Source organism: Streptococcus mitis (genome assembly GCF_946190115.1).
Taxonomy (GTDB): Bacteria; Bacillota; Bacilli; order Lactobacillales; family Streptococcaceae; genus Streptococcus; species Streptococcus mitis_CO.
Map to the genome: position 1 here is coordinate 19,550 of NZ_CAMHZG010000004.1, position 20,364 is coordinate 39,913.

The following is a 20,364-nucleotide window of genomic DNA, read 5'->3' on the forward strand; positions in this document are numbered from 1 at the left end:
ATTTTATAGTATATAATTTACATCTAATTTTTAGATATTTCAATATAGTTATCACAATCACTGTATCCTGTTTTTTCCCTCTAGATTCACTTAATTTGTTCTATTTTATATGAACGGTTCAAACAATAAAGTGAATCTCAAATTTTGGTACGAAGAATACAAAAAAATAATAGTTTTTAGACAAATCGGACACAGATAAATCCACTTACTATACATATCAATATTTGCATTTTTCCCTATTTAATGTGATATAATATCCTTAGGAGGTATAAAAACGTATGAGATCCCTATTATCTACAAAAGAACAACGGCAATTACGACTAATGGAAATACTCATTCACAAACGGAAATGGATTCGTCTACATGAATTAGCCCATACCTTAGACTGTACCGAACGCATCTTAAAAAATGATCTAAATGAGTTGCGCTCATCCTTTCCGGATATCGATATCCAATCCTCTGTCAACGGTATTATGATTGATCTCGATTTTAAATCCAGTGTAGAAGATGTTTATCATCATTTCCTTACTCATTCACAATCCTTCCAATTACTAGAATATATGTTTTACAATGAAGGATTACCTATTTATCGAACAGTTGAAAACCTTCACACAAGTAATGCTAATCTATATAGACTAGGAAATCGAATTACACAAATCCTATCAAAGCAATTTCAAATTGAACTAGCTTTTACACCAGCCTCTATCAAAGGAAATGAAATTGATATTCGCTATTTTTATGCCCAATACTTTTCTGAGCGATGCTATTTTTTAGATTGGCCCTTCCCAGATATTTCTGAAGAAGTCTTAACAGAGTTCGCCGACTACTTCTATAAAATTACAAATTATCCAATGCGATTCTCTATTTATAGAATGTACAAGTTAATGGTGGCAATTAGCATCCATCGTGTCAGGAATGGTCATTTCATCGACCTACCCAATCATTTTTTCCAAGACTATTATCCTATTTTGATGAATTTCCCAAATTTTGAGGAGACACTTGCTTATTTCTCTAAACAGTTTGGCTTCGAAATGACACCTGATATAATCGCACAAATTTTTATTTCCTTTATTCAAAGTAACATTTTCTTAGATCCTCAAGAATTCTTCAACTCTTTAGAAGAGAACAGTGAAGCAAGATACTCTTACCAATTACTTAGTCAAATATTAGAACGCCTGTCAAAACAATATAAAATTACTTTTGCCAACCACGATGAACTTATTTGGCATTTACATAACACTGCTTTCTTTGAAAGACAGGAAATCTTTTCTACCCCAATCTTATTTGAACAAAAAGCATTGACGATTAAAAAATTCGAAGTTTACTTCCCAGACTTTATGGGGAGTGCGCGTCAAGAACTGGCTCAATACCGTCAAGCAATTGGACAGCATGACCATCCTGAACAGTTGGAACACTTGATGTACACTATCTTAACCCATGCTGAAAACCTCTCTACTCAGTTGTTAGAAAATCGACCACCTATCAAGGTTTTGATTATCAGTAACTTTGACCATGCTATATCCCTTACCTTTGTTGATATGCTTTCCTATTACTGTAATAACCGCTTTACCTTCGATACTTGGGATGAATTGGAAACAAATCCTGAGATTTTAAATCAGACAGGTTATGATATCATCGTGTCTAATTTCTATATTCCAGGAATTACCAAGAAGTTTATTTGTCAAAATCATCTGTCAATTATGGATTTAGTTAATCACCTCAACACCTTATCAAATGAGATTCATTTGTCCAATACTTTATAAGCTAGAAAAAAGTCAGCATAATCCTGCTGACTTTTTCTCTTATCTGATTTCTATACTTCCTTAACAAAAACCAATTCCTGTTGATGGGACAGGTCTTCTCGGAAGCTAAATCCTGCAAAGCTCAAGCGACGAGCTTCCTCCACTGTTTGAACTTGATTTTCAATCAGGGCTGTCAGGAAGGCACCACGCGCTTTCTTGGAAATGGTTGAGTGAATTTTCAGCTGGCCGCCTCTATCCTCCATGAATTTGAAGGTCACCATTTTTTCTCTGATTTCCTTAGAAAATACGGTCTCAAACTCGGATGACAAGAGAGAGAAAATCACTTCTTCCTGCTTCACAGCTTCATCATAGGCTACCTTCCAATGACTCTTTAAAGTCTTACCAGCGACTTTTAATTTCATCAAAAAATCCAAACGGTGAGGAGCCATAGGTGACAAGGCTGGAACGACTCCGTACAAAGCCGAGGTAATGAAGACATGATTTTCAAGATAGGCTTGTTCTGCCTCTGTCAACTTATCTCTCTTGATATGGCGGTACATGAGCCCATCAAAAAGGTTCAAGGCTGAGTAGTATTGAGCAGCTTGCCTTTTCAAAGCTTGGATATTTTGAAATTCTTCCGCCGCCTTCTCAGCTGATACCTTATAAAAACTCTCCAATTGACTAGCAGAATAGAGGGTCATGGCATCCAGCACGGCCTGACTTTCTGGTTTTAAAGGAGCGGCTTCAATACTTGGCAAATCTGTATTCATTTCTTTTGCTGTAGGGATTAAAATTTTCATATTAATAGTGTAGCATATTTTTTAGCCACAACCAAGAAATTCATCTGATACTCAATGAAAATCAAAGAGCAAACTAGGAAGCTAGCCGCAGGCTGTACTTGAGTACGGCAAGGTGAAGCTGACGTGGTTTGAATTTGATTTTCGAAGAGTATGAAAAACCTCGGTTTGACCGAGGCTTCTCTATTTATTTGGGCCATCCTAACCAGACAGCCACGAGAACAAGGGCTATGCCAGCTAAACTTGTTAAGATAGATAGGAATTTATCTTTTTTCTCCTTGAACTGAGAAAAACCTATCTTCAAAGCGAGCAGTCCGAGTAGCATTGAAGCAAGCATCACATAAAAACCCATTTGTTTGTCCTCCATTAGTATTAATTCATCTTATTATAACATATATTTCTTAAATAAACCTTTTTTACTGCACTTTAAAGGTCTTGAGATAATTGTCTTTTCCTACTTGACCTTCGAAGGTTTTACCATTTTCAAGGTAAGGAAGGTCATCTGATACTGAGGCCTTAACCTTGTATATCTTGCCATCAACTTTAAAGAAGTAGACGGTGTCGCCCTTGATAACAGCTGATTTGAGGTCTGCCACTACACCCTTAATGCTTTCTGTTGTTGCATTGTCAATTTCAAGGTCGTTTTTATTGGCGTACTTGCTGAGCAGTTCTTCTACTGTCGTAGCTACGATGACATTCTGGTACTCGACTGCGTCTACCAAAGCATACTCTTTGACCAAGCCAGCATTGTCCTTCAAGCCCATGATGTAGAGAGGCTTGTCATTAAGGTTGATGAGGATTGGGAAGGTTGCCTTGTAGGATTTCTCCTGAACAGCACCTTCGGCTGATTCACGGGCTGATTCTTCGGTCGCAGAAGCCAAGCTGTACTTAGTGATTTCTCCTGTTCGCATATTTTCTAAGATGAAACCAAGATTACTTTCATCTGCATTGGCCGATGTCACACCTGTGTAGAGGTAGATGTCATTGCCGATAGACAAGTAATTATAGCCCTTGGTAGTCTGGGTCACGTTTTTCTTGGAAATCATGGCATTCCAGAAACCGTCCTTGTACTTGCCGTTGTAGTTGATTTGCTCAATAGTTTCCTCAGCTGGATAGACCCTGTCCACCCATTCTGGAACATCTGCCAAGCTGTATTCCTTGGTTTCTCCATTTGTAGCATCGAGGATAATGACTGAAACAGGACGAGGAACCGCAAGCCCAAATTGCTTTTGGTAAACCGTTGCTACATAGAAAGGATTGCCCTCATCGTCCACCTCAAAAGATGGAGTCTTGAAGATTTTAGTTGGGTACTTCAAGCGTAGGTGACGTTTGACGTCACGGTTAAAATACTCCGAGTCCGAATACTTGATTGGTGTCTTCAAGTCCACCAAGTTGGCATTTCCAGTTACCATATCCACCTTGATATACTCACCGATTCCCTTGGCTTGATTGTTAAACCATTTGATAGGGTCTGCATATTCTAGTGGCGTAACTCGATAAGGTTTCCCATCAATTGTCAATTGGGTATAGGTATCTGCCGCTACGTACTGCGACACCTTATCCGTTAGGGAACCCAAGTAGCGGTCCCCAATTTTTTCAGCAGTACTTCTATCTAAAATAGGAACCTTACTGGTATCACTCTTAGGAAATTCAGTAAAGTCTTTTTCCGTAACCGTAACTACATTGGCATAATTTTTAGCCTGAAAAATGCTAGAAGTCACCAAGGAAACCAAGGCTGCTAAGAGAAGAATCCCTCCAATAGAAGCTAAAAGAACTTTCCCTAACCGATTGATTTTGAAACCCTCAAAATTTAAAGCAGTTTCCGCCTTGCCGTGGCGCACATGAACTGTTTTGACCAGATTGATTCCCTTGCCAAAGCCAAATAAAATTGCCACAAGCAGCAAATGCCCACAGAGGAAAAAGAGAAATTCCCAGCTGGTTAAGTTAAGGGGAGGTAAAAAGATATACCAGGTCGTTGCGATAAAAATAAGTTCAAAGACTATTCGTTTCATTTGCTTTCCTCCTAAATGATTCGTCCTTCCAAGTGATCCAGTTCATGCTGGCAAATCTGAGCTGGGAAGCCTGTCAAGGTAATGGTCTGTTCCTGCCACTTGCTGTCACGATAGGCAACCCTTATAGTTTCATAACGCCTAGTAGGTCTCACACCTGTCAATGACAAACAGCCTTCCTCTGTCTCATAAGATCCTTCAGAGGACAGGAGCACTGGATTAAACATGACCACAGGAACCAAGCCCAGATTAAAGATAATCACGCGCTTCTGCACCCCAATCATATTGGCAGCTAGACCAACGCAGGTCTCACGATTTGCTAAGAGTGTATCCTGCAAATCTCTGGCAAGATACAGATCTTCCTGACTTGACGGCTGAGATACCTGAGATAAAAACAAAATATCCTTTACAATTTTCTTTTCCACTTCCTCACACTCCTCTTACTTTTTACTATATTATAGCAATTATAGCACAAAAGACGATAACTGCAAGCCCTTTCTCTCAACTGTAGCAAAAAGCCATCCGAAGATGACTTTTTTTATATCGCATTCTTGTCAAAACCGAGTTTACGTTGAATAAACTTAACAATTTCGACGATAATAATCATTGAGAAGCTTCCGCCCATAACGATTCCCCATTGTGACAAGTCTAGTTTGGTTACGTGGAAGATTCCTTCAAGCGGTTCTACGACGATTGTTGCCATGAGAAGGATGAAGGATACCAAGATGGACCAGTTGAAGGTCTTAGACTTGAATGGGCCAACTGTCAAGATGGATTGGTAAACAGACTTGACATTGTAGGCATGGAAGAGCTGAATCAAACCAAGGGTTGCAAAGGCCATAGTAAGAGCATCCGCATGAATGGCATGATTGTCACCCACATGAACTGGGTAAAGAAGGGCAAGACCATAAACACTCATGACAATAGCTGCTTGGAGTACACCTTGATAGATGATAGAACTCAAAACACCACCTGAGAAGAAGCTTGCCTTGCGTCCACGTGGTTTATGGTTCATGACACCAGGCTCAGCTGGCTCAACACCTAGAGCGATAGCTGGGAAGGTATCTGTTACCAAGTTGATCCACAGAAGATGAACTGGCTGCAAGACATCCCAACCAAACAAGGTAGATAGGAAGATGGTCAATACTTCAGCAGTATTGGCAGAAAGTAGGTACTGAATAGTCTTTTGAATGTTTGAGAAGACCTTACGTCCTTCTTCAACTGCAACAATGATAGTCGCAAAGTTATCATCTGCAAGAATCATGTCAGAAGCCCCCTTAGAAACCTCTGTACCAGTGATCCCCATACCGATACCGATATCGGCTGTTTTCAGAGCTGGCGCATCATTGACACCGTCACCTGTCATGGCAACGACCTTACCTTGTTTTTGCCAAGCCTTGACGATACGAACCTTATGCTCTGGAGATACACGCGCATAAACAGAGTATTGACCAACTACTTTTTCAAAGTCTTCATCTGACAGTTCGTTGAGCTCAGCACCAGTTAAAACGTGGCCTTCTGTATCATTTGCGTCAATGATTCCCAAACGTTTGGCAATAGCTTCTGCAGTGTCTTGATGGTCACCCGTAATCATAATCGGACGAATTCCCGCTTCCTTAGCCACACGAACAGCCTCAGCAGCTTCAGGACGTTCAGGGTCAATCATCCCAATCAAACCAGTAAAGATTAAATCATTTTCAAGCTCTTCAGAAGTGAGATTTTCTGGAATGCTATCGATAATCTTATAAGCACCTGCAAGGACACGCAAGGCTTGGTGGGCCATTTCAGAATTGTTTGTATGAATGAGGTTTGTAACCTTCTCATCAATCGGAGCAATATCCCCAGCTTTGTCACGAAGAATACAACGTTTCAAAAGTTGGTCTGGCGCACCCTTGACTGCTACAAGGAAACGACCATCTGGCAACGGGTGAACCGTTGACATGAGCTTACGTTCAGAATCAAATGGCAACTCAGCCACACGAGGATATTTCTCTAAGAATCCTTTGACATCGTAGCCCTTGTCCAAGGCATATTGGATAAAGGCTGTTTCGGTTGGGTCACCAATCAAGTTACCTTCTACATCAATTTTAGTATCATTTGCCAAGACAACTGAACGAAGCAGGGGCATTTCAAGACCTAGTTCAATGTCATCAGCTGAGTCATGTAGAACCGCATCGTAGAAGACTTTTTCGACGGTCATCTTGTTCATAGTAAGCGTACCAGTCTTGTCAGAAGCGATGATTTCTGTTGAACCAAGAGTTTCTACAGCTGGCAACTTACGAACGATAGAGTTTCGTTTAGCCAAAACTTGAGTACCAAGGGCAAGAACGATAGTTACGATAGCAGGAAGCCCTTCTGGGATAGCTGCAACGGCAAGGGCAACAGAGGTCATCAACTCACCAAGTGGATTTTTCCCTTGAATGAAGACTCCCACTACAAACGTAACAAGGGCAATAACCAAGATAGCATAGGTCAAGACCTTAGAAAGGTTGTTCAAGTTTTGTTTAAGTGGTGTATCTGTCTCATCCGCATCTTGAAGCATGCCAGCAATATGACCAACTTCCGTGTACATACCTGTATTGACAACAACACCAAGACCACGACCATAAGTCACATTTGAGTTTTGGAAGGCCATATTGACACGGTCACCAATACCAGCATCTGCAGCAAGTTCAACTGTCAAGTCTTTTTCGACTGGCACAGACTCACCTGTAAGAGCTGCTTCTTCAATTTTAAGAGAGTTGGCTTCTAGCAAACGTAGGTCTGCAGGTACTACATCACCAGCTTCGAGAGCGACGATATCACCTGGTACCAATTCTTTAGAGTCAATCTCCGCCATATGCCCATCACGAAGAACGCGGGCAGCTGGACTAGACATGGATTTGAGGGCTTCGATTGCTTCTTCTGCTTTCCCTTCTTGGTAAACACCAAAGGCAGCGTTGATGATTACCACGGCTAAGATGATAATGGCATCTGCGATATCTTCCCCACCAGAAGTCACGACTGACAAGATTGCTGCCGCAACTAGGATGATAATCATCAAATCCTTAAATTGCTCGATGAATTTGACCAAGATTGATCGTTTCTCGCCTTCTTCGAGTTCATTGTGGCCAAATTCGGCAAGGCGCTTTTCTGCCTCACTTGATGACAAACCTTGCTCGGTCGCATCCACAGCCTGCAAGACCTCTTCAGGACTCTGAGTGTAAAACGCTTGGCGTTTTTGTTCTTTTGACATGTGTCTCCTCCTTGACATTGTGTGCAAAACAGACTCTCTTTTCCCTCATCGTATCTTTTCACGACAAACAAAAAGAGACCTGTTAATCATAACAAGTCTCGCTGTTTAAGATAGTGCCGGAAAGCATACTTTTCAGTATAAAATTCGGAATGACGACACTATCACAGGTTTCTGCCAGCTACTCCCTTGAGTAGTTCTATTATACCAAATTTTGAAAAGTTTTCAAAGAGTAAAAACTGACTTATTTGAATTTTCCCTTGAAAACCAGTATAATGGTAGAATGCTATATGACTAGAAAGGAAGTTGAATGAAGCAATCTATCTCAAATCTCAAGTTAGCTGAGCGTGGGGCCATTATCAGTATTTCGACCTACCTGCTCTTGTCTGCAGCAAAATTAGCAACCGGGCATCTTCTTCATTCATCCAGTTTGGTGGCCGATGGTTTTAACAACGTCTCGGACATCATTGGAAATGTGGCCCTCTTAATTGGGATTCGGATGGCGCGCCAACCTGCAGACCGTGACCACCGTTTTGGTCACTGGAAGATTGAGGATTTGGCTAGCTTAATCACTTCCATCATCATGTTCTATGTTGGCTTTGATGTTCTAAGGGATACCATTCAGAAGATTCTCAGTCGTGAAGAAACGGTTATTGATCCTCTTGGTTCAACTCTAGGAATTATGTCTGCAGCAATCATGTTTGTGGTCTATCTCTACAATACTCGTCTCAGTAAGAAATCCAACTCCAAGGCACTGAAGGCTGCCGCCAAGGACAATCTTTCTGATGCTGTCACCTCACTTGGTACTACCATTGCCATCCTAGCCAGCAGTTTCAATTATCCTATTGTGGATAAACTGGTTGCTATCATCATCACTTTCTTTATCTTGAAGACTGCCTATGATATCTTCATCGAGTCTTCCTTTAGTCTTTCAGATGGATTTGATGACCGTCTACTGGAAGATTACCAAAAAGCCATTATGGAAATTCCCAAAATCAGCAAGGTCAAGTCCCAAAGAGGGCGCACCTACGGTAGCAACATTTACCTTGATATTACACTAGAAATGAATCCTGACTTGTCTGTTTTTGAAAGCCATGAAATTGCGGATCAGGTCGAGTCTATGCTGGAGGAACGTTTTGGAGTCTTTGATACCGATGTCCATATCGAGCCAGCACCTATCCCTGAAGATGAAGTTTTAGACAATGTCTATAAAAAATTGCTTATGCGTGAACAGTTGATTGACCAAGGAAATCAACTGGAAGAACTCTTGGCTGACGATTTTGTTTATATTCGCCAAAATGGAAAACAGATGGATAAAGAGGCCTATAAAGCCGAAAAAGACTTGAATTCAGCTATCAAGGACATCCAAATCACTTCCATCAGTCAAAAGACCAAACTCATCAGCTATGAGTTAGATGGTATCATCCACACCAGTATCTGGCGTCGCCACGAAACTTGGCAAAATATCTTCCACCAGGAAACCAAAAAAGAATAGAGAAATCCTGTCCATGAGACGGGATTTTTCTATTCTTCTAGCTATCAAAGTCACTTAGATACTCATAGCGTTCGTATTTTTCAAGGAGTGCTTCGTTTTTCTCATCTAGCTCTTTCTGAAGAGTAGCCAGTTTGCCAAAGTCAGAGCCGTTGGCCTGCATCTCCTCTTCAATAGCAGCGATACAGTTTTCCAAGGATTCAATATCGCCTTCAATGCTTGCCCACTCCTGCTTTTCTTGGTAGGTCATGCGTTTCTTAACTTCTCGAACCTTGACGACTTTTTCCTTTTCGGCTTTTTGCACTTGATTGGCCATCTCTGTTTCAAAGACTTTTTCATCAAGGTAATCAGTGTAATGACCAAAGAAAGGACGAATCTTACCATCCTCAAAAGCGAGAATCTTGGTCGCCACCTTATCCAAGAAATAGCGGTCGTGACTAACAGTCAAAACTGGACCAGCAAAGCCTTGCAAGAAATTCTCCAAAACTGTCAAGGTTGCAATATCCAAGTCATTGGTCGGCTCGTCCAAGAGAAGAACATTTGGTTTTTCCAAGAGCAGTTTGAGGAGATAAAGACGTTTTTTCTCTCCCCCAGACAATTTCTCAATCAAGGTTCCATGCGTCGAACGTGGGAAAAGGAACTGCTCCAGCAACTCTGCAATCGAAGTCGTAGAACCACCGCTGGTCTTGACCTCTTCTGCCACTTCCTGCAAGTAATTGATAACTCGCTTACTTTCATCCAAGCCCTCAATTTGCTGAGAGAAATAGGCAATGCGAACAGTTTCTCCTATCACAACTTGTCCTGCTGTCGGCTCAAGACTTCCTGCAATCAAGTTAAGGAGAGTTGATTTTCCAACACCGTTGTCCCCAACAATTCCAATACGATCTTTAGCCTGCACCAAGAGATTAAAATCTTGCAAAATAGGCTTGTTTTCATAGGCAAAGGAAACATCCTGAAACTCGATGACTTTCTTCCCAATACGACTGGTTTCAAAGTTCATGGTCAAGTCTGTCTCAGCAACGCCGCCTGAAACTTCCTTTTTCAGGTCGTGGAAACGATTGATACGAGCCTGCTGCTTGGTCGCACGCGCCTGCGGTTGTCTGCGCATCCAGACCAATTCCTGCTTATAAAGTTGTTCTTTTTTATGAAGTAGAGCCGCGTCGCGCTCATCCTGTTCCGCCTTTAGGCGAACATAGTCCTGATAATTCCCTTGATACTCAGTCAATCCTGCTCGGTCCAACTCGAAAATCCGTGTTGACAAAGCATCTAGGAAGTAACGATCGTGGGTGATAAAAAGGACGGTCTTCTTAGAATTTTTCAAAAAGAGGGTCAGCCACTCAATAGTCGCTATATCTAAGTGGTTAGTTGGCTCATCCAGAAGCAATAGGTCGTGGTTACCAAGAAGAACTTGCGCCAACTGGACCCGTCTTCTTAGACCACCTGACAATTCCCCAACAGGAGTAGATAAGTCCTGAATACCCAACTTGCTGAGAACGGTCTTGACCTGACTCTCGATTTCCCAAGCTTGGAGAGAGTCCATTTCTGCCATGACACGTTCCAAACGCGCCTGCTTGTCCTCACTATAGTTGAGCATGATCAATTCGTACTCACGAATGAGCTGGATTTCCTTGAGGTCGCTAGATAGAACCGTATCCAAGACCGTCTTGCTATCATCAAAATCAGGATCCTGGGTCAAGTAACCAATCTGGTAGTCATTCTTAGCCGAAAAGGGACTAACATCCCCATCAAAGCCAGAAACACCAGAAAGAACATCTAAAAGAGTGGTCTTACCAGTCCCATTGACACCAATCAGACCGATTCTGTCTAGGTCATGGATGATAAAGGAAATATCCTTAAAAACGGTCTTGTCACCAACGGATTTACTTAGTTTTTCAACGATAAAATCACTCATTTTTTCTCCCTCAGATAATCATGGATGGCTTGACGGTCATTTTCCAATTCTCCATCGACAATGGCATATTCAATCTCTGTTAAAATCTCTCCCAAGTCTGGGCCCGGCTGATAACCATATTCCTTGATCAAAATACCACCGTTGATTTGGATTTCTTTCTTGTCATGAATGGTCAAGTTCTGGTAGGTTTCTGTGATGGCTTGTGGGTTGACTTCTTTTCCTTGGGCCTGACGAAGATTTTCAGCCTGTAAAAGTAAATCCAAGTCAAAGCGGTAACAATCGCGCTTGCTCAATTCTCCCTTTTCACGCAGAGCCAAAATAGTCAGCAAATCCTGAACCTGCTTGGCAAACTGACGTGAGGTCTTCCAAGCTTTCAAAAATGGCTGCGCATTTTCAATCTCCAAAGCCGACAGTAGAGCCGACCAAGCTTGTTCAGAGGATTCAAAGATAAAATCAGTCTCCAAATCAAACAGTCTATTGAGCTTGTCCTGGCTAGATTCCATATCAGGGAGATAATCATAAGCTTGACTCTCAATCATGGAAGCCAAACCCCTTCTCCAAAACGGAGCCAGCAAGAGTTTATCAAACTCAACGAAGGTACGCTCCACAGAAATTTTCTCCAAAAGTGGCGTCAAGGTCTTCATTGCTTTAAACGTTTCTGTCTCAAGTTCAAAGCCAAGACTGGCCTGAAAACGGAAACCACGCATAATCCGCAAAGCATCTTCGTTAAAACGCTCACTTGCCACTCCAACTGCTCGTAAGACTTGCTTTTCCAAATCTTCTAGCCCATGGAACAAGTCAATGATTTCCCCTGTCTCGTCCAAGGCAAAGGCATTGACTGTAAAATCACGGCGCTTGAGGTCTTCTTCTAGCGAGCGAACAAAAGAAACCGCACTAGGTCTACGATAGTCCACATAGACATCTTCTGTCCGAAAAGTAGTCACCTCATACTCCTCGTCCCCATCTAAGACCAAGACAGTTCCGTGCTCGATTCCGATATCGGCTGTTCGCGGAAAAATCTGCTTGGTTTCTTCTGGATAAGAAGACGTCGCAATATCCACATCATGGATAGGACGATTGAGGAGGGCGTCTCGAACAGAGCCCCCAACAAAATAGGCCTCAAAACCTGCTTCTTTAATTTTTTCTAATACTGGTAAAGCCTTCTGAAATTCAGAAGGCATTTGCGTTAATCTCATAATAAGTGTTCTAATCCATAGACAAGCTCATGACGCTTGACAACTTCTTTAATTCCCAAATTGACCCCTGTCATGAAGGAGCTGCGATCATAGGAGTCATGACGGAGGGTCAATCCTTCTCCTTGATTGCCAAAGATGACTTCCTGATGGGCTACTAAGCCTGGCAAACGAACTGAGTGGATGCGCATGCCATCAAAGTCAGCACCACGGGCACCAGTAATCAATTCTTCCTCATCTGCTGCACCTTGCTGAATAGACTCTCGAACTTCTGCCATCAACTCAGCTGTTTTAATAGCTGTGCCACTCGGAGCATCCTTTTTCTTGTCATGATGGAGCTCGATAATCTCCACATGTGGGAAATATTTGGCAGCCTGCTTTGCAAATTGCATGAGCAAGACAGCACCCAGGGCAAAGTTAGGGGCAATCAAACCACCCAAATCTTGGGCGCGAGAAAATTCTTTTAGCTCTGCAATTTCTTCACTAGTAAAGCCTGTCGTTCCAACTACTGGAGCAAATCCATTTTCAAGAGCAAAGCGTGTATTTTCGTAGGCAACAGTTGGAGTAGTAAAATCTACCCAGACATCCGCTTCAAAGCCTGCTAAATCAGCCTTATCCTTGAAAACAGGAATACCCTGCCATTCTGATTCAGACTCAAAGGGATCCAAAACTGCTACCAAGTCCAAGTCTGGATCAGCCAAGACCATCTGACAAGCAGCTTGGCCCATCTTTCCCTTAAAACCAGCAATAATTACTCGAATACTCATCTCTACTCCTGTCTAAGATACAAAACCTGTAGGAACACAAAGTGAAAATAGGAGTTTTGATCAAGAAGTGTCTACTCCTTGGAAGAACTATCTTTTTCACACAGGGTTCCAGGCGTGTTCAATTATCAAGATACAAAGGACGTTAGCTGCACAAGAAAATAGGGAATGACGCTGACTTTCCACAAAAGGCAAGACAGGCATCTTTTTTCATGAGGCAGGTAGTCCGTGTTCAATTGCTAAGATACAAGGCATCTTAACTAGTCTAGAAGCGCCAACTAAATCACTGGAATATAACCCAGAGCAATGCTTCCTGATCCTAGGTGTGTCCCAATGACACTACCAAATGTAGCTAGTGAAATATCCGTACCCACTCCAGATTCAAGCAAGTGCTGACGCAATTCCTCAGCCTTTTCAGGAGCATTCCCATGAATGACAATGACCCGATATTGGCCTGAAGCCGTTGTTTCCTTGATAATTTCAATTAAGCGTTTGGTTGCTTTCTTTTCAGTACGAACTTTTTCGTAAACTTCAATCACACCTTGGTCGTTGAAATAAAGGATTGGCTTAATGCTAAGCAAATTGCCTAAAATGGCAGCCCCATTTGAAAGGCGCCCACCTTTCACCAAATGATCCAAATCATCTACCATGATAAAGGCTGACGTACGGCTGATTTGAATGGCTAGCTTATCCTGAATGCTGGCAAAATCATCGCCCTGGTCACGCCAATTAAAGACGCTTTCAACCATGATACCCAGAGGAGCACTTGTAATCAAAGTGTCTGGAAAAGCAATGGTTAAGCCCTCATATTCATCTATCATATACTGGATATTTTGGTAAAAACCTGAAATTCCAGAAGATAGGAAAAGCCCCAAAGCATGAGTATAGCCTTGTTCTTTGAGCGAAGTTAAGATTTCATCTAACTTGGCAATACTTGGTTGACTAGTCTTAGGCAATTCAGAAGCCTGAGCCATTTTTTGGTAAAATTCCTCAGCAGTCAGATTGATGCCTTCGACATACTCCTCACCATCAATATTGACAGGAATATCCAAGACATACAAATCTTCTCTTTGCAAGGTCTCTGCACTGAGATAGGCAGAAGAATCTGTGATAACAGCTAGTTTCATATTAGAACTCCAAATTGATTCCTGGTAAGTCTAATGCAATTTCAGTTACTTCGTAAGTCAAACGGTTGAGCATGTTCAAACTTGGGCGAGCCAAAGTTTCCACTTCTTCTTGGCTCAATTCACTTGGTTCATTGACAATACGGCCATCGATGTGGTTTACCTGTGAAATGGTTCCACTGATGACAAACTTATCAAATACAATCATAAAGGTCAAGATGACAATCAAGGAAGTCACTTGATTTTCTTGATCATGTTGGAGCAATTGGAAGTTCACATCCACCTTAGTTTCAGGAGCTCCATTTTCATTTTCCCATTCAAAATTACGCGCATCAAAATGATACTGACTAACAAATTCTTGTTCACGTTTAAGATTCATGTCTTTCTCCCTTGGCTACAATATTATAAGCTATTGTACCATAATTTTTTATTTTCATCTAGTTTTCTAAGTTTTAGTCAATCCCGATTTCAGCTCGAACTACGTCTGCGATGGTATCAACATAGTAGTCTACTTCTTCTGTTGTAGGCGCTTCTGCCATAACACGCAAGAGGGGCTCTGTTCCACTTGGGCGAACAAGAATACGACCATTCCCCGCCATTTCTTCTTCCATCTTTTCGATGATAGCCTTGATAGCTGGCACTTCCATAGCCTTTTCCTTCATGGCATTTTCCACTCGGATATTAACTAATTTTTGTGGATAGATGGTTACTTCTGCAGCCAACTCTGACAAGCTCTTACCAGTTTCCTTCATGATTTTGGTCAATTGAACAGCAGATAATTGACCATCACCAGTTGTATTGTAATCCATCAAGATGACGTGACCAGACTGTTCACCACCAAGGTTGTAGCCTGATTTTCTCATTTCTTCAACAACGTAGCGGTCGCCAACTGCAGTGACTGCCTTGTTAATGCCTTCGCGATCCAAGGCCTTGTGGAAACCAAGGTTAGACATCACAGTTGTCACAATTGTATTTTGAGCCAATTGTCCTTTTTCAGAAAGGTATTTCCCGATGATGTACATGATTTTGTCACCATCAACAATCTCACCATTTTCATCAACAGCAATCAAACGGTCACTGTCTCCGTCAAAGGCCAAACCAATAGCTGAGCCGCTTTCTTTGACCACTTCTTGAAGGGTTTCTGGGTGGGTTGAACCAACATTAAGGTTGATGTTAAGACCATCTGGTGTTTCCCCGATAACAGTTAATTGAGCACCAAGATCTGCAAAGATTTGACGGGCACTTGTAGAAGCTGCACCATTGGCTGTATCCAAGGCAACCTTCATTCCACCAAGAGGAGTTCCAGTTGAAACAAGGTAGCCTTCATACTTACGCAAGCCTTCTGGGTAATCTACCAAGGTTCCCAATCCTTCAGCACTTGGACGAGGAAGAGTGTCTTCCTCAGCATCTAGCAAGGCTTCAATTTCTGCTTCTTTTTCGTCATCTAGTTTGAAGCCATCCCCACCAAAGAACTTGATTCCATTATCAAGGGCTGGATTATGACTAGCAGAAATCATGACACCTGCACTTGCTCCTTCAGTTTTAACCAAGTAAGCTACTGCTGGTGTTGCAAGGACACCAAGTTTGTAGACGTGAATCCCAACTGAAAGAAGACCAGCTACCAGGGCAGATTCTAGCATTTCCCCTGAAATACGTGTGTCACGTCCTACAAAGACTTTCGGTGTTTCCGTTTCATGTTGACTGAGAACATAGCCTCCAAAACGTCCTAGTTTAAAGGCCAATTCTGGCGTTAATTCTACGTTAGCTTCTCCACGGACTCCATCAGTCCCAAAATATTTACCCATTTTTATAAAATCCTTTTCCTATTTTTAATTCGTTTTTGAACTAGTTGCTTTCGTTGACGAAGATGTCTCCGACGAACTGCTTGTGCTTGAACTTGGTGCTACTGGTTTTGTAGTGACCTTCATTGTTGTATCAAACGGAGTGATAACTACTGGTAAGACAACACCATTGCGGTCGATTGCCTGCAAAGGTACTGAACCACTGTAATTACCTGTTATGCGTTCGCTGGTTGGTAAAAGCGCAATAACTTTATCAATCTTAGCTAATGTTTCCTGGTCAGTTGTGACCGAAACGCGTTCATTTGACACGGTTACACTATCAAGTTGTAGCTTGGGATCAATCTGGCTTTGGTCAACTTGTGGCACCACAATCATCCCATCTCGCTTAACCTTCTTCCCAACTTTCACTGTGATCTTTTGAGGCGTTGCTACAGCGGTCAATCCACTAGGAAGATTTTCAATGTTCAAGGGAACTTCAATCGTTCCAACACTAGCATCTGTCAAATCCGCTGTCACCTTAAACTTACGAGTACTTTCCTGCATTTCACTGGCCAAGGTCACACGATTGGCACCTGTCAGTACCACTGAAACCTCTGATGCAAATCCGCTAATGAAATACTGGTCATCATCATAGTGAATATCGATAGGAACGTTCGTTATCGTATTGGTGTAGGTTTCTGATTTGACCTGTCTTGCGGTATTGTTATTTTGAAAATTAGTCGATGTTGCATAGATGAATAAGACACAAGCAAAAAAGAGAGATGAAATGATATATAGACTATTTTTTCTCATATTTCCAACCTCCTAGCAAACGGTCCTTAAAACTGACTTTTTCCTCAACAGCTGGCACAAGAATTGCACGTAGTTCTGCTTCAAATTCTTCAATCGTCAAGTCGTGCTTGAAAACACCGTTATAGGTAATAGAAATGCCACCTGTTTCCTCTGAGACAATGAAGGTCAAGGCATCGGATACTTCTGATAAACCGATAGCCGCCCGGTGTCTGGTCCCAAATTCCTTGGAAATCCCTGTGCTTTCTGTCAAGGGCAGATAGGCAGAGGTTACTGCTATTCGATTTTCTCTGATAATCACTGCACCATCATGTAGAGGAGTGTTGGGAATAAAAATATTGATGAGGAGTTCTGCCGAAATTTTGGCATCCAAAGGAATTCCTGTCGCGATGTATTCTTGCAAGGTCCTAACTCGTTGGATGGCAACCAGAGCACCAATCTTACGGGGACTCATGTATTCAACTGACTTAACAAAGGCACGAATCATTTTCTCTTCTGCACTAATTTGAGTAGTAGAAAAGAAATCTGTCGCCCTTCCCAAGCGTTCCAAACCAGTCCGAATCTCTGGAGAGAAGATAACAACCGCAGCAATTACCCCATAGGTAATAATCTGATTAATCAACCAAGAAATCGTTGTTAAACCAAGGATATTGGCCACGACCTGGGCTAATACAAAGATCAAGACCCCCCGCACCAAAATCATAATCTTGGTACCAGCTATCGCTTTTGTAAAACGATACAAAACATAGGTCACAATCAAAATATCAAACAGATTGATGGCAATACTCCAAGGACTAGAAAACAAGCTAGTCCAATATTGCAGGTTGGATAATTGTTGAAAGTTCATCTGCTGTCTCCTCTCTGTCCAAACACGTTCCTCTCTATTATACCATTTTTCTGGCATTTTTTTCCCTATCCTACTTCATTTTAAATTAAGGAAAAATATGATAAAATAAACTGACTAGAAAAAACAAAGGAGAAACCATGTCCCAACTCTATGATATCACTATTGTAGGTGGTGGTCCTGTCAGTCTTTTTGCGGCCTTCTATGCCCACCTACGCCAAGCTAACGTTCAAATCATCGACTCCCTTCCCCAACTAGGTGGACAGCCTGCTATTCTCTACCCTGAAAAGGAAATCCTAGACGTACCAGGTTTCCCAAACCTAACTGGAGAAGAGTTGACCAACCGCTTGATTGAACAGTTAAACGGCTTTGATACCCCTATTCATCTCAATGAAACGGTTCTTGAGATTGAAAAACAAGAAGAAGGCTTTGCCATTACCACTTCTAAAGGAAGTCACCTGTCTAAAACTGTTATCATCGCTATGGGTGGCGGTGCCTTTAAACCACGTCCGCTGGAACTAGAAGGCGTTGAGGACTATGAAAATATCCACTACCACGTTTCCAACATCCAGCAATATGCTGGGAAGAAAGTGACAATTCTTGGTGGAGGAGACTCAGCTGTAGATTGGGCTTTGGCTTTTGAAAAAATCGCACCAACTACCCTTGTCCACCGCAGAGATAATTTCCGCGCCTTGGAGCACAGTGTCCAAGCCTTGCAGGAATCATCTGTAACCATCAAGACACCATTCGTCCCTAGCAAACTCCTTGGAGATAGAAAAACGCTCGATAAACTTGAAATCACAAAAGTTAAATCTGATGAAACAGAAACGATTGACCTAGACCACCTCTTTGTCAACTATGGTTTCAAATCTTCTGTCGGTAACCTCAAAAACTGGGGTCTGGACCTCAATCGTCACAAGATTATTGTCAACAGCAAGCAAGAATCTAGCCAATCAGGTATCTATGCTATCGGAGACTGCTGCTACTATGACGGAAAAATTGACCTGATTGCGACAGGCCTCGGAGAAGCTCCAACCGCTGTCAACAATGCCATCAACTACATTGACCCTGAGCAAAAAGTGCAGCCAAAACACTCAACCAGTTTATAAAAAAGAACCACGAGTCACATAGGATTCGTGGTTTTAAAATGAACTACACCTCAAAAGTTAGACAGAAATACATCTAACTTCTGATATGCAGCCCACCTTCTCTTTGCTCTTGTTTGAATAAGAAATTTTTTGAAGAATCATTAGATTATACAAAGTATTCATATCAGCCTTTTAAAGCTATATAAAAACTCTCCAACTATTCTATTATACCATATAAAAAAATAAATAAATAGACTTGTTTTTTTCTTTTTTTGACGTATACTAATAATAGAAAGCGCTTTAAATAAAATAAAAGGAGGTTTTATGAGGAAAGTAAATAAGGACATTTTATTCTTAACTGGAATCATAGTTTTATGTTTTGGTTTTTTATTATTTCACATCAACCCCTATTATGCCGAACCCTATGCGACACTGAAAGAAAGAATAAATTTATTCTTTTGGCAACTATATTGGAGACCTGTAGGAACTCTCAGTATTATTTCGGGTTGCATTATAACTTTCAAAGGATTGAAAAAATAATCTTTTACTCATGAAGAAAAAATTTGTTATGATTAAACTGAAACTATTGTTTTTCTCTCTACTATCAAGTCTATTATTCTTAGTCACAACATCTACGGTTTTTGCTGATGTCTATCCTGGTACAAATTATGAAATTGTATCTAATCGTATTGTAAAAGATATCAACACAGGAGAGTTATTGTCATTTTATACAACTGAACTTAGAGACGCCTATTTAGAGTCTAAATCTACGTATCAGACTCGTTCTAATGCAACTGGTGTTGCAGACTATAGAACTAAATACTCTCACTCTTACAAGAAAAGCACCACATCAGGTCCTGTAAGTTCAACTGCCTATGGTGGAAAAGCTGGAGCTACTCTGACTGTAGGTGCAGGTGTTAGCTTTTCTGCTCCGGAGTCTGGATCTGGACTTAGTTTAAATCACTCAGTCTCCCATAACGTACCACCCTACACTTATGGTTATATTAGACTAAAAGCATCTTACACAGTAAACGTTCGTAAACTAGAAGTTAGATACTTAGGCACCAACAAATGGGTTCCAGCTGGTGAAACCTCTACTATATCGAATGTTAGCGTTTGGAGCGAACTGGTCACTTGGAAATAACTCATTAGAGACTGGGTAAAAACTCAATTTCAGGAGAAAATGAAATAAATTTTCTCACAATAAAACGCATAGTATCACGGTTTTCAATATCTGATATTATGCGTTTTTGATTTTAAAGAGCTAAATTTCTTAACTTAATGACATTGCTTTTTGCCTTTCCCCTTCTTTTTCAAAAAGCAAAAATGTCCTATCAAATTGATAGAGCATGTGATATAATAACGATGGCACTAACGATACGCCTTGGAAAAGGAGGTATTACAGATGCTAGAACTTCTCAAAATAGTACTTATCGCAGTCATCGAGAATATCATCTCATGGCTGGTGACTCGTTAGTTAGACGATCACTTCGACAAGTAACCTTCCTAGTTAGTGCTATCTAACCCAGAAAAAATCCCCTTGGTATTGCAGTACCGAGGGGATTTCTGATAGCAC

Annotated in this window: 18 protein-coding genes; 5 read left to right on the forward strand and 13 right to left on the reverse strand. The window is 41.4% G+C overall.

Annotated elements, in window-relative coordinates; genetic code table 11:
* Nucleotides 1–278 precede the first annotated feature (278 nt).
* Nucleotides 279–1,763, forward strand: a complete 1,485-nt coding sequence (gene pclR / locus N8L90_RS02850) for a virulence transcriptional activator PclR (RefSeq protein ID WP_261024039.1) — start codon at nt 279–281, stop codon at nt 1,761–1,763.
* Between the two features lie 50 nt (nt 1,764–1,813).
* Here pclR and yaaA read toward each other — a convergent pair whose 3' ends face one another.
* From yaaA to N8L90_RS02875, 5 genes are all read right to left on the reverse strand, one after another.
* On the reverse strand, nt 1,814–2,542 hold the full coding sequence (gene yaaA / locus N8L90_RS02855; RefSeq protein ID WP_261024040.1) for a peroxide stress protein YaaA: 729 nt from the start codon (nt 2,540–2,542) through the stop codon (nt 1,814–1,816).
* Nucleotides 2,543–2,726: 184 nt separating this feature from the next.
* A complete protein-coding gene (locus N8L90_RS02860) occupies nt 2,727–2,891 on the reverse strand; it encodes a YczI family protein (protein WP_031227831.1) in 165 nt (54 codons plus the stop codon).
* A gap of 64 nt (nt 2,892–2,955) precedes the next feature.
* Nucleotides 2,956–4,551 carry a hypothetical protein gene (locus N8L90_RS02865; RefSeq protein WP_261024041.1) on the reverse strand — a complete coding sequence of 532 codons (1,596 nt, stop codon included), beginning with the start codon at nt 4,549–4,551 and terminating at the stop codon, nt 2,956–2,958.
* Nucleotides 4,552–4,562: 11 nt separating this feature from the next.
* Entirely contained in the window at nt 4,563–4,973 is a 411-nt protein-coding gene (locus N8L90_RS02870; protein WP_261024042.1) for a peptide deformylase, read from the reverse strand.
* A gap of 113 nt (nt 4,974–5,086) precedes the next feature.
* Nucleotides 5,087–7,783 carry a cation-translocating P-type ATPase gene (locus N8L90_RS02875; RefSeq protein ID WP_261024043.1) on the reverse strand — a complete coding sequence of 899 codons (2,697 nt, stop codon included), beginning with the start codon at nt 7,781–7,783 and terminating at the stop codon, nt 5,087–5,089.
* Nucleotides 7,784–8,090: 307 nt separating this feature from the next.
* Between N8L90_RS02875 and mntE the strand changes: the two genes are divergently transcribed.
* Nucleotides 8,091–9,275, forward strand: a complete 1,185-nt coding sequence (gene mntE, locus N8L90_RS02880; RefSeq protein WP_261024044.1) for a CDF family manganese efflux transporter MntE — start codon at nt 8,091–8,093, stop codon at nt 9,273–9,275.
* Between the two features lie 37 nt (nt 9,276–9,312).
* Here the strand turns inward: mntE and N8L90_RS02885 are convergent, their stop codons facing one another.
* From N8L90_RS02885 to cdaA, 8 genes are all read right to left on the reverse strand, one after another.
* Nucleotides 9,313–11,184 carry an ABC-F family ATP-binding cassette domain-containing protein gene (locus tag N8L90_RS02885; RefSeq protein WP_033680546.1) on the reverse strand — a complete coding sequence of 624 codons (1,872 nt, stop codon included), beginning with the start codon at nt 11,182–11,184 and terminating at the stop codon, nt 9,313–9,315.
* The gene (locus N8L90_RS02890; RefSeq protein ID WP_081094059.1) at nt 11,181–12,380 is read right to left on the reverse strand and encodes a CCA tRNA nucleotidyltransferase; all 1,200 of its coding nucleotides are present in this window, start codon (nt 12,378–12,380) and stop codon (nt 11,181–11,183) included. The genes N8L90_RS02885 and N8L90_RS02890 overlap by 4 nt, the downstream gene beginning before the upstream one ends.
* Entirely contained in the window at nt 12,377–13,144 is a 768-nt protein-coding gene (gene dapB / locus N8L90_RS02895) for a 4-hydroxy-tetrahydrodipicolinate reductase (RefSeq protein WP_261024045.1), read from the reverse strand. Before dapB ends, N8L90_RS02890 begins: the two co-directional genes overlap by 4 nt.
* 275 nt (nt 13,145–13,419) lie before the next feature.
* Entirely contained in the window at nt 13,420–14,268 is an 849-nt protein-coding gene (locus tag N8L90_RS02900) for a DegV family protein (RefSeq protein WP_077805411.1), read from the reverse strand.
* A 1-nt stretch (nt 14,269) separates the two neighbouring features.
* Nucleotides 14,270–14,644: a DUF1149 family protein gene (locus tag N8L90_RS02905; protein WP_001050088.1), complete on the reverse strand. Its 375-nt coding sequence runs from the start codon at nt 14,642–14,644 to the stop codon at nt 14,270–14,272.
* A gap of 73 nt (nt 14,645–14,717) precedes the next feature.
* Complete coding sequence (gene glmM / locus N8L90_RS02910; RefSeq protein ID WP_261024046.1) at nt 14,718–16,070, reverse strand: phosphoglucosamine mutase; 1,353 nt, start codon at nt 16,068–16,070, stop codon at nt 14,718–14,720.
* A 24-nt stretch (nt 16,071–16,094) separates the two neighbouring features.
* Nucleotides 16,095–16,859, reverse strand: a complete 765-nt coding sequence (locus tag N8L90_RS02915; protein WP_023943694.1) for a CdaR family protein — start codon at nt 16,857–16,859, stop codon at nt 16,095–16,097.
* Nucleotides 16,846–17,703: a diadenylate cyclase CdaA gene (gene cdaA / locus N8L90_RS02920; RefSeq protein ID WP_261024047.1), complete on the reverse strand. Its 858-nt coding sequence runs from the start codon at nt 17,701–17,703 to the stop codon at nt 16,846–16,848. Before cdaA ends, N8L90_RS02915 begins: the two co-directional genes overlap by 14 nt.
* Before the next feature lie 137 nt (nt 17,704–17,840).
* On the opposite strand from cdaA, the gene N8L90_RS02925 reads away from it, so the two are divergent.
* The 3 genes from N8L90_RS02925 to N8L90_RS02935 all read left to right on the forward strand — a co-directional run bounded on the left by N8L90_RS02925 (nt 17,841) and on the right by N8L90_RS02935 (nt 20,312).
* The gene (locus N8L90_RS02925; RefSeq protein WP_261024048.1) at nt 17,841–18,809 is read left to right on the forward strand and encodes an NAD(P)/FAD-dependent oxidoreductase; all 969 of its coding nucleotides are present in this window, start codon (nt 17,841–17,843) and stop codon (nt 18,807–18,809) included.
* Between the two features lie 697 nt (nt 18,810–19,506).
* Nucleotides 19,507–19,932: a hypothetical protein gene (locus N8L90_RS02930; RefSeq protein WP_261024049.1), complete on the forward strand. Its 426-nt coding sequence runs from the start codon at nt 19,507–19,509 to the stop codon at nt 19,930–19,932.
* Nucleotides 19,933–20,153: 221 nt separating this feature from the next.
* Nucleotides 20,154–20,312, forward strand: a complete 159-nt coding sequence (locus N8L90_RS02935; RefSeq protein ID WP_157834387.1) for a hypothetical protein — start codon at nt 20,154–20,156, stop codon at nt 20,310–20,312.
* Nucleotides 20,313–20,364: the final 52 nt, after the last annotated feature.